General features: G+C 58.1%; 10 protein-coding genes and 1 pseudogene. 8 read left to right on the top strand and 3 right to left on the bottom strand.

What is annotated here, in order from left to right:
• The first annotated feature begins 55 nt into the window (after positions 1 to 55).
• Together exbB and exbD are read left to right on the top strand one after the other, a co-directional pair.
• Positions 56 to 1,096, top strand: a complete 1,041-nt coding sequence (exbB, locus tag P6U16_RS01685; protein ID WP_277702379.1) for a tonB-system energizer ExbB — start codon at positions 56 to 58, stop codon at positions 1,094 to 1,096.
• A 4-nt stretch (positions 1,097 to 1,100) separates the two neighbouring features.
• Positions 1,101 to 1,529, top strand: a complete 429-nt coding sequence (gene exbD / locus P6U16_RS01680; RefSeq protein ID WP_277702378.1) for a TonB system transport protein ExbD — start codon at positions 1,101 to 1,103, stop codon at positions 1,527 to 1,529.
• Positions 1,530 to 1,534: 5 nt separating this feature from the next.
• On the opposite strand, the gene P6U16_RS01675 is transcribed toward exbD, so the two are convergent.
• Positions 1,535 to 2,101, bottom strand: coding sequence for an acyloxyacyl hydrolase (locus P6U16_RS01675; RefSeq protein WP_277702377.1), 567 nt, complete (start codon positions 2,099 to 2,101; stop codon positions 1,535 to 1,537).
• Between the two features lie 262 nt (positions 2,102 to 2,363).
• Between P6U16_RS01675 and P6U16_RS01670 the strand changes: the two genes are divergently transcribed.
• The 5 genes from P6U16_RS01670 to exoR all read left to right on the top strand — a co-directional run bounded on the left by P6U16_RS01670 (position 2,364) and on the right by exoR (position 10,267).
• The gene (locus P6U16_RS01670; RefSeq protein WP_277702376.1) at positions 2,364 to 3,026 is read left to right on the top strand and encodes a protein-L-isoaspartate O-methyltransferase; all 663 of its coding nucleotides are present in this window, start codon (positions 2,364 to 2,366) and stop codon (positions 3,024 to 3,026) included.
• A gap of 310 nt (positions 3,027 to 3,336) precedes the next feature.
• A complete protein-coding gene (locus P6U16_RS01665; protein ID WP_277702375.1) occupies positions 3,337 to 4,203 on the top strand; it encodes a DUF2497 domain-containing protein in 867 nt (288 codons plus the stop codon).
• Positions 4,204 to 4,330: 127 nt separating this feature from the next.
• On the top strand, positions 4,331 to 7,171 hold the full coding sequence (locus tag P6U16_RS01660; RefSeq protein WP_277702374.1) for a valine--tRNA ligase: 2,841 nt from the start codon (positions 4,331 to 4,333) through the stop codon (positions 7,169 to 7,171).
• 480 nt (positions 7,172 to 7,651) lie between these two features.
• Positions 7,652 to 8,875 carry an OmpP1/FadL family transporter gene (locus P6U16_RS01655; protein WP_277702373.1) on the top strand — a complete coding sequence of 408 codons (1,224 nt, stop codon included), beginning with the start codon at positions 7,652 to 7,654 and terminating at the stop codon, positions 8,873 to 8,875.
• A 591-nt stretch (positions 8,876 to 9,466) separates the two neighbouring features.
• Positions 9,467 to 10,267, top strand: a complete 801-nt coding sequence (exoR, locus tag P6U16_RS01650; protein WP_277702372.1) for an exopolysaccharide production regulator ExoR — start codon at positions 9,467 to 9,469, stop codon at positions 10,265 to 10,267.
• Positions 10,268 to 10,280: 13 nt separating this feature from the next.
• Here exoR and xth read toward each other — a convergent pair whose 3' ends face one another.
• The gene (xth, locus tag P6U16_RS01645) at positions 10,281 to 11,066 is read right to left on the bottom strand and encodes an exodeoxyribonuclease III (RefSeq protein WP_277702371.1); all 786 of its coding nucleotides are present in this window, start codon (positions 11,064 to 11,066) and stop codon (positions 10,281 to 10,283) included.
• Positions 11,067 to 11,241: 175 nt separating this feature from the next.
• On the opposite strand from xth, the pseudogene P6U16_RS01640 reads away from it, so the two are divergent.
• Positions 11,242 to 12,701, top strand: a pseudogene (locus tag P6U16_RS01640) (phospholipase D-like domain-containing protein).
• Between the two features lie 49 nt (positions 12,702 to 12,750).
• On the opposite strand, the gene erpA reads toward P6U16_RS01640, so the two are convergent.
• Positions 12,751 to 13,083 (bottom strand): iron-sulfur cluster insertion protein ErpA, encoded by a 333-nt coding sequence (gene erpA, locus P6U16_RS01635; RefSeq protein WP_277702370.1) that lies wholly within the window; start codon positions 13,081 to 13,083, stop codon positions 12,751 to 12,753.
• Between the last annotated feature and the right edge of the window lie 115 nt (positions 13,084 to 13,198).

Raw genomic sequence — 13,198 nt, 5'->3', positions numbered from 1 at the left:
CCGGCTTGCAGGGATTTCCCAGGCGGTGCGGCCGGAATGATCGAAAGGACGTGTTATGCCAAACCGGGTCATGCCGAAATGGATCCTTCTGGTTATGATGCTTCTCGCATCGTCGGGTGCTGCATTTTTGCGGCCCGCTTTGGCGCAGGAGACGCCGGCCGCTGTCACCGGCGAAAACCAACCCGCTGCCGGACAAGCTGCAACCGACGAGAACCCTGCGACGGGTCAGGCAGAGGGAGCGGCGCCAGTGACGACGTTGGACAATGCTGTCGAGCCCGACATGGTGCCAACCGGATCGGAAGGACCCTCGGCAATCGAAGATGGCGAGGCGAGTGCTGCGAACCCGACATTGCCGCATGATCTTTCGCCGCTCGGCATGTTCCTGGCCGCCGACATCGTGGTCAAGGGCGTCATGATCGGCCTGGCCTTGGCGTCGGTCGCCACCTGGGCGATCCTGGTTGCTAAGGTTTTCGAGATTGCTGGTGCGAAACACCGCATAAAACGGGCCGTCAAGCTCCTGACTGCTGCCACGGTGCTTCGGGATGTTCGCGACGAGCTTGGCCAGCGAAAGGGGCCGGCTGGCCTTATGGTGACTGCGGCTGGCGAAGAGCTTGCGAAATCGGAAGCGACGCTCGACATTGTTCCGACGCAGGGCGTCAAGGAGCGCGTTGCGTCCCGGCTCGGTCGGATCGAGGCCGGCGCCGGCAAGAAGATCGCGGGCGGCACAGGAATTCTGGCAACGATCGGCTCGATCTCTCCCTTCGTCGGCTTGTTTGGCACCGTCTGGGGGATCATGAATTCCTTTATCGGCATCAGCCAGGCGCAGACGACCAACCTGGCGATCGTTGCGCCCGGTATCGCCGAGGCACTTCTGGCGACGGCAATCGGTCTGGTCGCCGCCATTCCGGCCGTTGTCATCTATAACTATTTCGCCCGTTCGATCTCGGGCTACCGCCTGCTTCTTGCCGATGCGTCCGCTGCGGTCGAACGCCTGGTCAGCCGCGATCTCGATTTCCGCGCGGCCCGGAGGCAGGGAGGTCGCAAACAGGAAATGCAGTCACATCAGGCCGACGCGGCCATCGCCAGGATCGGATAAGGCCATGGCAAGCAAACTCAGCGACGGCGGCGCGGGCGACCTTGAGGAAAATAGCGAAATCAACGTGACGCCGTTCATCGACGTCATGCTGGTGCTGCTGATCATTTTCATGGTGGCCGCACCGCTCGCTACCGTCGACATGAAGGTCGATCTGCCGCAATCGGCAGCCCAGCCGGTGAAGCGCGACGACAAGCCGGTCTTCGTCACCTTGAAGGCCGATCTGACGTTGGCTTTGGGGAATGAGGAGACGGCGAGGGACAGCTTCGTTGCTGAACTTACGCGAGTCACCGAAGGCAACAAGGATACCCGTATCCTGCTGCGTGCCGACAAGGCGGTCGATTACGGGGAACTGATGACGGTGATGAACCTCATCCAACGGGCAGGTTACGGCAAGATCGCGCTTGTCGGTCTGGAAGCCGCACCAGCGGGCTGAGGCATCTAGAATTTATAGCCGATGGCGATACCAGCATGGGTAAGGCCATCGTTCGGACCATCACAGAGATTGGCGTGAGACGAGTGATCAACGGTCGCCAGGATCTGCCAGTTGTCATCGAACCGATAACCGGCAGCGGCATATTCACGAAACAACAGGCGGCAGCCGAGCTTTGGTCCGCTGCTGCCGTCATCTTTCAGGGCGCCGTCGTGAACGGTGCCGCCGAGACCGAGTTCGAGAAAGAATTTATCCGTAACGTCGATGTCAAAGCTGACGCCGCTATAAACTTGGCTTGCTGTGTCTCCGGTGCCGATCGACGCACCAAGGTAGAGACGCGGTTGAAGTACGATCTCCCTCCAGCCTTCCGCCTGGGTTTCGGCGAAGGGGTCGAAGAATACCGTCAGCGACGGTGCAAAACCACTCTCCTTGCCGTCACCGCTGCCGACGGACACGCTGGTGCCAAAACGCAATTCGTCAAAGACAGTGTCATTGGCGGCGGCTTGACCGCTTGCGAAGCAAGCCAGCACGAGCACGGCTATGGGCGCGTAAGCTGTAAAACTCAACCTTGGCATTGCGCTGATTTCCCCATGGCTGACGCCCAAGCGGCAAACTGATGCTTAAATGCTTTTTTGGCAATTTCGTTCCGTCAAGAAAACACAGCGGACTTTCGCCAGGCTTGCTTTTTGAGGGAACTGCATTCCATAAGCTTGAAACGGCGCAAGCACGGATTTAAGAGCGTAGGACAACCGAAACGCCGAAGCGGAGCGGTTCTCTATTCACGGCATTGCGCCGGGCGCGCATTCCGGCAGTTGACCGGACCAAGAGGGCAGGCAGATGGATTTCGAAGCAGCACGCATCAAGATGGTCGACAACCAAATTCGGCCGACTGATGTTACGTCTCATACTGTCCTTTCGGCGTTCCTGTCCGTGCCGCGCGAGGACTTCGTTCCCGAGCGCATGAAGCTGCTGGCCTATATCGACAGCGATATCGAAGTTGCCACGCCCGCCCAGATACCGGGTGGCCGCTACCTGATGGAGCCGTCTCCGCTTGCCAAGCTGCTGCAGCTCGCGACGATTTCGAAGAGCGACAAAGTCCTGGAAATCGGCTGTTCCACCGGCTACGCGTCAGCCGTCCTATCGCTGTTGGCCGAAAGCGTGGTGGCGCTTGAAAGCAACGAGGCCTTGGCGGCAACGGCCAAGGATGCGCTAGCAGGTTACGATAATGTGACGGTCGCGACAGGCGATCTTGAAAAAGGCTGCGCCGATAAGGCTCCGTTCGACGTCATCTTCATCCATGGCTCGGTCGAAACCGTGCCTCCCGCTCTGTTCGACCAGTTGAACGATGGCGGTCGACTGGTGGTGGTGCATGGATTTGGCAATGCCTCCCGCGCGAAACTGTTCATCCGCGAAAACGGCAAGACCTCGGAGCGCCTGGCATTCAACACAGCTGTCAAGCCGCTACCTGGGTTCCGGAAGGTGCAGGACTTCATATTCTGATCTGCCCAGCGGGCCAGATTTCGATCGCGGCAAGTCGCCGTGCAGCCTCTTAGCGCTGTTTTCGATCAGGAAAACCGGTCACTCAGCTCAATGGTGGTGGGCCCTAGATCGTCGTTGCAGCTGTGCGGAAGCGCAACGGCTCCGGAGGAGATCTATAGCGAAGCCTGAGACGTGACGGCGCCAACAAATCTGTGCATGATTCCAACATGGTGATTCGTAGCATTTTGTTCGGCTGTGAAGTCACATACAGTCTCGCCGAATGACAGCGCGGCCATGAATGCCGCGCGCGACGGCAGAAACGGGGATAGGAATGGCACAGTCCAATGCAGCACGTGAACCGTCGATGGACGAAATTCTGGCGTCGATCCGCAAGATCATAGAGAGCAATGAGCCGGGTATACCGGGTTTTGCTGCCAATGACAGCGAGCGCGGCAACAATGGTGGCTTTGGCGCAAACAATGGCTATAGCGACGAGCCGACCGAGGAAATTCACCTGACGATCGATGACGACGTGCTGGTGGCGGAGTTTGATGCTGAGCTTGGCCAGCAAGTGCGCTCTTTTGAACCACCGGCCCGCGAAGTTCCGGCGGAACCCCCGAAAGCGTCTGTCCAGCCGCTGACACCACCTTTATCGCTTGCCGATGTCGCCGCCCGTGTCCGCGCAGCGTCTGAGCGCAACACTTACATGTTGCGCGAACCGCAGCCGGCGAATTCAGCGCCAGGGAATGCGGCGATTGAGCTGTCGTCCGACAGTCCAATGGTGACGTCGCGCATGGCGCCCTCCGCCTCGGCCAAGGCTGTGGAGCCTGCCGCCGTTGCAAAGACGCCTGAAACAGAGGCTGTGGGTTCCGCACCTGCTGCGCAGGACAAGATCGAAGCGACGAAGGTTCAGCTGGCAAGCGACGAGCGTGTCGAGACGCCGTCTTCGTCTGTCTCCATGTTTGGAGAGAAGGACGTCGCGGCCATCGTTTCGCCAGCCGTCGGACAACAGGTTGCGAAGTCGTTCGATAATCTGGCATTCGCCCTCGACAGCAGCAACCGCCGCTCCTTCGACGAAATTGCGCAGGACATGTTGCGGCCGATGCTGCAGGAATGGCTCGACGATAATCTTCCGACACTGGTCGAGCGGCTGGTGCGCGAGGAAATCGAGCGCGTCGCCCGCGGTCCACGCCGCTAAGTCGCTATCCATAATTCGCGAAAAGCCGCCAGTTGACACACTGGCGGCTTTTTTGTGGTCGATGTTGACTCGCACGCAGCGTTCCGGTTTACAAACCCCCACATCAATCACCAAGTCTGGCTTCAAAATGCTTGAAAAAACCTATGATTCCGCAGCCATCGAGCCCCGCATCGCCAAGCAGTGGGACGATGAGGATGCATTTCGCGCGGGCGCGGGTTCAAAGCCGGGTGCCGAAAGCTTCTGTATCGTCATTCCGCCGCCGAACGTTACCGGCTCGCTGCATATGGGCCACGCGCTGAACAATACGCTCCAGGACATCATGGTCCGTTTCGAGCGTATGCGCGGCAAGGACGTGCTCTGGCAGCCGGGCATGGACCATGCCGGCATTGCGACGCAGATGGTCGTCGAACGCAAGCTGATGGAAGTTCAGCAGCATCGCCGCGCGATGGGCCGCGAGGCCTTCATCGACAAGGTATGGGAATGGAAGGCTGAATCCGGCGGACTGATCTTCAACCAGCTGAAGCGGCTAGGCGCATCCTGTGACTGGTCGCGCGAGCGTTTCACCATGGACGAGGGCCTCTCCAAGGCCGTCCTCGAGGTTTTTGTCTCGCTCTACAAGGAAGGCCTGATCTACAAGGACAAGCGCCTGGTCAACTGGGACCCGAAGCTGCTGACCGCCATTTCCGACCTTGAGGTTGAGCAGGTCGAGATGAGCGGTCACCTCTGGCATCTGCGCTACCCTCTGGAAGAGGGCGTGACGTACAAGCACCCCGTCGCCTTCGACGAAGAGGGCAATGCGACCGATTGGGAAACGCGCGACTATCTCGTCGTTGCCACCACACGTCCGGAGACCATGCTCGGAGATACGGGCATCGCTGTTCATCCCGATGACATCAGGTATAAGGATATCGTCGGCAAACACGTCGTGCTGCCGATCGTCGGTCGACTGATCCCCATCGTCGCCGACGAGTATCCCGATCCGACAGCCGGTACCGGTGCGGTGAAGATGACGCCCGCCCACGATTTCAATGACTTCGAGGTTGGCCGTCGCACAGGTCTGAGAGCGATCAACGTTCTGACTGTCGAGGCGAATGTCGAGATCGTCGAGAACGAGGATTTCCTCGAGGGCCTGACGCCGACCGAGATGCAGCTTGGTCTCTGGCAGCAGCTGGAGGGCATGGACCGTTTCAAGGCGCGCGAATTGATCGTTCGGATTTTCGAAGAGGCGGGCCTGCTGGACAAGATCGAGCCGCACAAGCACACGGTGCCGCATGGCGATCGCGGTGGCGTGCCGATCGAGCCTCGCCTGACGGAGCAATGGTATGTCGATGCCGCAACGCTCGCCAAGCCGGCGATCGCGTCCGTCAAGGAAGGCCGCACCAATTTCGTCCCGAAGAACTGGGAAAAGACCTATTTCGAGTGGATGGAAAACATCCAGCCGTGGTGCGTATCCCGCCAACTCTGGTGGGGACACCAGATTCCGGCCTGGTATGGTCCGGATGGACAGGTCTTCGTCGAGAAGACCGAGGAAGAGGCGCTGCATGCCGCCATCCAGCATTACCTGTCGCATGAAGGTCCGATGAAGGCCTATGTCGAAGACCTCTTGGAAAACTTCCGCCCCGGCGAAATCCTGACCCGTGACGAAGATGTGCTCGACACCTGGTTCTCGTCGGCGCTCTGGCCCTTCTCGACGCTGGGCTGGCCGGACAAGACGCAGGAACTGGAGCGCTATTACCAGACGGACGTTCTTGTCACCGGTTTCGACATCATCTTCTTCTGGGTCGCCCGGATGATGATGATGGGCCTTCACTTCATGAAGGATAGCGCCGGCACGCCGATCGAACCCTTCCACACCGTCTACGTGCATGCGCTGGTTCGCGACAAGAACGGCCAGAAGATGTCGAAGTCGAAGGGCAACGTTATCGATCCGCTCGACCTGATCGACGAGTACGGTGCCGATGCGTTGCGCTTCACGCTCGCCATCATGGCGGCACAGGGCCGCGATGTGAAGCTCGACCCGGCGCGCATTGCCGGCTATCGCAACTTCGGTACCAAGCTCTGGAACGCCACGCGCTTTGCCGGAATGAACGGGGTCAAGGCCGATCCCTCGTTCCTGCCGGAAGCCTGCGTCGTGACGATCAACCGCTGGATCCTGACGGAACTGTCGCGGACGATTCGCGATGTCACCGAATCGATCGAGGGCTACCGCTTCAATGAAGCCGCCAGCAGCCTCTATCGCTTCGTGTGGAACCAGTTCTGCGACTGGTATCTGGAACTCCTGAAGCCGGTCTTCGGCGGCGAGGACGAAGTCGCCAAGGCCGAGTCCCAGGCCTGTGTCGCCTATGTCCTCGACGAAACCTACAAGCTGCTGCATCCCTTCATGCCCTTCATGACGGAAGAACTCTGGGCGCAGACGGCCGGCGAGGGCAACGTTCGTGACGGTTTGATCTGCCATGCCGAATGGCCGGCCGCTTCCTTTGCCGACGATCTGGCCGCCAACGAGATCAACTGGCTGATCGATCTGGTGTCCGGCATTCGCTCCGTCCGCGCCGAGATGAACGTTCCACCGGGTGCCATGGCGCCGCTGGTCGTGGTCGGCGCGAATGTCCTGACCCAGGAGCGTATCGAGCGCCACACCTCCGCCATCCGTCGGCTGGCACGCATCGAGACGATCTCCCTTGCTGAAGTTGCGCCGAAGGGCAGTGCCCAGGTCATCGTCGGCGAGGCGACGGCCTGCCTGCCGCTCGGCAGCTTGATCGATCTCGATGCTGAAAGGTCCCGACTCGAAAAGTCTGTCGGTAAGATCGAAGCCGAACGGGCGCGCATTCTCGGTAAGCTGGCAAACGAAAAGTTCGTCGCCAATGCCAAGCCGGAAGTCGTTGAAGCAGAGCGGGAACGACTGGCAGAACTTGACGTGCAGAAGGCATCTGTCGATGTGGCACTGGCACGTCTGGCTGATGCTGGCTGATCGCCGTCGTCCATTTTGTTTATGACTTTGAAATCCGCGGTGCCCGGCGCCGCGGATTTCGCGTTTTCGGCCCTGCTTTTGGTCGAAATTCGCGGAAATTGATTCCCTTCACTGGCTCGGCAGCTTCGCGATACGAAGAATTTCGGCAAAGTTTTCGGCAAATCAAGGCGTTAGTTTAGGTCTGGCTACGCCAATGGCGATTTATTCGCAAAAAGGTCTGTTGTGTTGCAACGGTTACACAACGTCAATTTTGAGGAATATTTTTTCCGATGTTGTAGACAAAGTCGATATGAACAGAAATTTATCCTGAATTTTCTGAAATATGTTCTTTTTGTGAATTTCTTACGTAAATTTTGAGGCGCCAAAGGGGCGGCATCCCCAAATCTAGGTATTTGCCAATCCCGTCTTTCCTACGGATACTTGCAGTTACGAACGGCTGGGTGTTTTTCGGCCGACTGTCTGTGTTCAGGGGAGGAACGGATGGCCTATAAGAAAATTACGGCAGCGCTGACTGCAACTGTAGCTGCAACGATCGTTGCATCATCGGCGCATGCAGGCGGGCTGGAGCGCGGCGGCTACAATATCGATCTCTTGTTCGATCCGTCGACCTATGCCGCCGAAGCGGCTGCGACCTACGTCAATCCGCAGCGTGAGTTGAATAATGTCGTAGATGTTAATTTGGCAAATGGCGTCGGCTCGAATGGTATCGGCGGCGGCGCAACCAACGGCATTGAAGATACTGAAGGCTATTGGGTTCCACGCGTGGGGGTTAAGGCTGCCATCGGTGATAGTGTTGACTGCATGGCGGATTACTCGCAGCCTTGGGGCGCGCACACCAATCCCGGCGCAAACTGGAGGGGCGCAAACGACAACATCGAAACCAAAATCGAAAGCGACAATTACGCGGCGACTTGCTCCTACAAATGGGATATGGGGCAAGGCCAGTTCCGCGTGATCGGTGGCGGTTTTTATCAGGAGGTCGGCGGCTTCAAAGAGCGCTTTGTAACCCCTATCCCAGGGCCAGGTTTTACCGGCGTTGGTCGCATGGATCTGGAGGGGAGCGGTTGGGGCTGGCGCGCCGGCGTAGCCTATGAAATTCCCGAATATGCATTTCGCACCAGCCTAGTTTACAACAGTGCGGTTGATCTCGATAATCTGGGAGGGTCGATTGACCTTACCAAAGTTCTGCTTCCGGCCGGTGGTGGGGTGTTCGTTCCCGGCACAAAATACGATGTGTCCAGCTTCGCCTCCATGCCTGACTCGGTAGAACTCAAGGTTCAATCCGGCGTAGCCCCGGGTTGGCTCGTCTTCGGTTCGGTCAAGTGGACCGATTGGAGCCAGCTGCAAGTCATTCGGGTGAACCCGACTCAGCCGGGTCCAGGCAGGCTTCCATCAAGCCTTACCCTTCTTTATCGGGATGGTTGGACCGTTACGGGCGGCGTCGGTCATAAATTCAACGATCAATGGAGCGGCGCAGCCAGCCTGACCTGGGACCGTGGCACCAGCCACGGCTACGGCAACCAGACCGACAGTTGGACGCTGGGAACCGGCGTATCCTATTCGCCGACCGAAAATGTCGAACTGCGGCTTGCTGGCGCCGTTGGCCTTCTGACGAGCGGTAGTTCTGTCGGTGACGAGGTCACATACGATTTTGACAACGACATCGTCACCGCTATATCCACGTCGCTCAAGGTCAAGTTCTAATCTGTGAAGCAGCACTTCAAAACCCGGCCGTCGTGCCGGGTTTTTTTATGCCCGTCGAGGTGTCCCTTTTGCTGTCCAGGCATGTATCCCGCTTTGTAATTCCGGCGCTTGTTCTGCAAAATGTGACGATTCAGCAACACATTTTCTTCTATAGTTTGCTATGACCAAAGCGCGATGGATTATGTCCATTTCCCGCCACAAACAGAGAGCACCTGATGACCGCAGGCCAACGTGCAACAAAGTTTAGAGCATGCGTCGTTGGGGGTAAAAATGGCTGATCGCGGTTGTCGTAAAATCCTCGCTATACACGGCGTTACAGCATTCTCGGATGGCTTCTTTAGCTGGTCCGGGCGTGGCGTGTTGATTTCTGTCGGTGCTTCTATCAAGCAGGGCCGCAGTATTGCCGGAAAGCTTTTTTACGATGTCTGTGCTCCGATAGGCGAAGTACGACCGTGGATTTAAGAGTGTCCGTCGCGCGTATATAGGCTTTGTGGGGCCTATGAACCCACGGCGTGACGAAGGTGTTACGGCTAATCGGCGATTGTATTGTCGCCAAACGCCGATAAAGCGGAATGGAAGAAACAGACTGCTATGCTGATAGGTGGATACAAGTCCCTGAAGACTGTCGTGCTCGGCGTTTCGCTGGTTTTTTGTGCGGACACCTCGAATGTGGCGACAGCGTTTGATCCAAATGCCGGGATAAACAAGGAGGCCGGGCCGTTTGCCCTCTTCAAGTTTGGTTTTTCCGCCTACAAGAAGGGCCGCAAGGAAGAGGCTGTCGAGGCCTATCGTTATGCTGCCGAAAAAGGCCATACCGGGTCCCGCTGGGCACTGGCGAATATGTACGCGGATGGCGACGGCGTGGCAGAAAACGATCTCGAGGCTTTCAAGATTTATAACGAAATCGCTCAAGAGGGCGTCGAGCCGGGATCTGAGGATACTGGATATTTTGCCAATGCTTTGATTTCGCTTGGCAACTATTATCGCCGCGGCATCCCCGATAGCCCTGTCCGCGCCAATCTCAACCAGGCACGCCAGCTCTATTTTCAGGCCGCTTCGACATTTGGCGTCGCTGAAGCGCAGTTTCAACTGGCCCGCATGTTGCTCTCCGGCGATGGCGGTAGCGTCAATGTGCAGCAGGCCAAGAAATGGCTCAACCGTGCGCGCAAGAACGGCCATGCCGGTGCCATGGGTGTATTTGGCGATGTGCTCTTCCAGGAAGGTCAGACTGCGCGCGGCCTTGCCTACATGACGGCTGCGCTTGACCAGTGTAATCCGAAAGATCGCCCGTGGCTGCAGGCCATGCAGGAGCAGGCATTCTCTCTGGCCAATGAGGATGATCGCCGTGTCGCCGTTGACATGTCGCGGAACCTCCACCTCGACGTCGATTGACGGAAGCGCCGTCTCAGACGGCGAATGCAAATTCGGCAGCCACCGGAACGTGGTCGGATGGTTTTTCCCAGCCCCGCACGTGTTTTTCAATACCGGTAGACACAAGCCTGTCCGCAGCTTCCGGCGACAGCATAAGATGGTCAATGCGAATGCCGAAGTTCTTTGGCCAGCAACCGGCCTGATAATCCCAGAACGTATAATTTTGCGAATCCGACGTGGTGCGGATCGCGTCGGTGAGGCCGAGGTTGTGCAGCCGCCGGAAAGCCTGTCGCGTCTGTGGCAGGTAGAGCGCGTCGTTCTGCCAGACCTTGACGTCCCAGCAATCATGCGGCTGTGGAATCACGTTGTAATCGCCTGCGAGAATCAGCGGCTCTTCCAGTGCCAGCCGGCTCTCTGTAAAGGCGTATAGCCGCTCCATCCAGGACAGCTTGTAGGGGTATTTTTCCGTATCGACAGGGTTGCCATTCGGCAGGTAGATCGAGCACACCCGCAGCACGCCGGTACCGACTGAAAACACCGCTTCCATGAAGCGCGACTGCTCATCGGCGTTGTCGCCGGGCAGGCCACGGGTAACTTCGTCCGGACGGATCTTCGACAGGATTGCGACGCCGTTGAAGCCCTTCTGGCCATGGGTCTCCAAATTGTAGCCCAGCGCCTCGATATCTGCGCGGGGAAAGCCTTCGTCCACGGACTTGATTTCCTGAAGGCAGACGATGTCCGGGTTGGATTCCTTCAGCCAGGAAAGCAGGGTGTCGATGCGGGCCTTGACGCCGTTGATGTTCCAGGTGGCAATCTTCATCAGTCTCGACGTCCCTCTTGTGACGGGCCTTGTTCCGCGTCGTCCGATCTAGCACCGGCATGCTCGTTTGACAAATTGCGCAATGCTACTGCTGGCGTTTGTCCCTGTTTCCGATCACAGGGGCGGACCACGTCCGGCGGTTTGATTCCGCTCTCCACCGCCCTATAGTCATGCCATGATCGAAGTCTTCATGAGCTATTGGCCGCATATCTTCGTGGCGCTTTCGTTTTTGCTCGGCGTTCCCGCGGCCATTCACGCGACGATGACCAAGGACGATGTGCGATCGGCGATCGGCTGGGTCGGTATCATCGTGCTGTCACCAGTGCTTGGCGCGCTCATCTACGGCATCGCCGGTATCAATCGCATTCGCCGCTCATCGATCGGTATGCAGCGTTCGCTGCTGCGCGAACGTGGCCCCGACCAGTTTGGCCGGTTCGATGTGTCGGCCGCCCTGGTTTCCGAGCGTTTCGGACAGCGTTTTGCGTCCATGAAGATGCTCGGCGACCGCGTCAGCCGTCACCGGATGAGTGCGGGGAACAGCGTCACGATGCTCGAAGGCGGCGATACAGCTTACGCGGCCATGTTGCGCGCCATCGGCGAGGCGAAACGTAGCATTCTGCTGGAAACCTATATTTTCGATCGTGACATGATCGGGCTGCGGTTTGCCGATGCGCTGGTCGCCGCCGTCAAGCGTGGCGTCGAGGTACGCGTGCTGATCGACGCCGTGGGTGCCCGCTATTCTGTGCCGAGCATCGTGGGGTATCTGAGGGATGCAGGCGTTCCGGTTCGCGTCTTCAACGGCAACATCATCATGGGCTTGCGGCTGCCTTATGCGAACCTGCGCACCCATCGCAAGATTCTCATCGTCGATGGCGCCACCGCCTTGACCGGCGGCATGAATATTCGCGCTGGTTTCACGCAGGAGATCGCTGGTTCAACCCGGTCCCTCGATACGCATTTCCAGCTTGCCGGGCCGGTCGTCGCCGATCTGCTGCAGGTCGCTTCCGAGGACTGGCAGTTCGTCTCGCGGGAAATGCTCGATGGGCCTGCGTGGCAGGTGGTCATGCCGACGGAAAACCGGAAGACGTCGGTGCTCGCGCGTGTGGTTCCGACCGGGCCGGACCGGACCAATGAAGCCAATCACAAGATGTTGGTGGGCGCCTTTTCGATTGCCCGCAAATCGATCCGCATCATGTCACCCTATTTCCTGCCGGATCGCGAACTGATCAGCGCGCTGTCGACGGCCGCGATGCGTGGCGTTCAGGTTGATATCGTCGTGCCGTCGCGCAACAACCTCAAGCTCGTCGATCGCGCCATGACGGCGCAGTTCGATCAGTTGCTGAAAGGTGGCTGCCGCATCTGGCGTGCGGTTGGTCCTTTCAACCATTCCAAGCTTTTGACGGTGGATGAGCGCTGGAGCTATATCGGTTCGTCCAATCTCGACCCACGCTCGCTTCGCTTGAATTTCGAGATCGACATCGAGATTCTGGACACGGCTTTCGCCGAAGGCTTGGACGCGCGCATCGATTCCATCCGCACCAAGGCACTTCCGGTGACGCTCTCGTACCTGCGCGCGCAACCCTTTTACAAGAGGCTGATCAACAAGGTTTTTGGTTAGGTTCGCCCTATCTTTAGACGACCCTATCTTTAGACGACCCTATCTTTAGACGAAAGGGCGTCGTCCTCAGACCGAGAAACTGGTTCCACAGCCGCAGCTCGCGATCGCATTAGGATTTCTGATCTGGAACGACTGGCCGAGAAGATTATCGACGAAATCAATTTCCGAGCCGCTCATATAGACCAGCGAAAGGCTGTCGATCAGCACTTTCGCGTCGCCTTTTTCCAGGACTAGGTCATCGTTTTGCTCGCCATCGACCAGATCGAATTTGTAGGAAAACCCCGAACAACCGCCGCCTTCGACAGAGACGCGCATGGCCTTCTTCTCGGCGTCGGATTTGAGAATGGCGGCGATGCGTTTGGCCGCCGAATCGGAAAGGGTGACTGTGTCTGCTGTCATTTGGACCTCCTGCCGGGGTCAAGAACCGGAGAGATTGGGGTGCGTTTTCGCTGCATTTCGTATTCAAACCGGCATTTTCGGCAAAAATATAGGAAAACCGGCTTTTCGATTGTAG

The organism is Rhizobium sp. 32-5/1 (genome assembly GCF_029537235.1).
In the GTDB taxonomy this organism is placed as follows: Bacteria; Pseudomonadota; Alphaproteobacteria; order Rhizobiales; family Rhizobiaceae; genus Pararhizobium.
The sequence above is the reverse complement of the archived record's forward strand: the minus strand, read 5'-3'. Positions and strand labels throughout refer to the sequence as shown.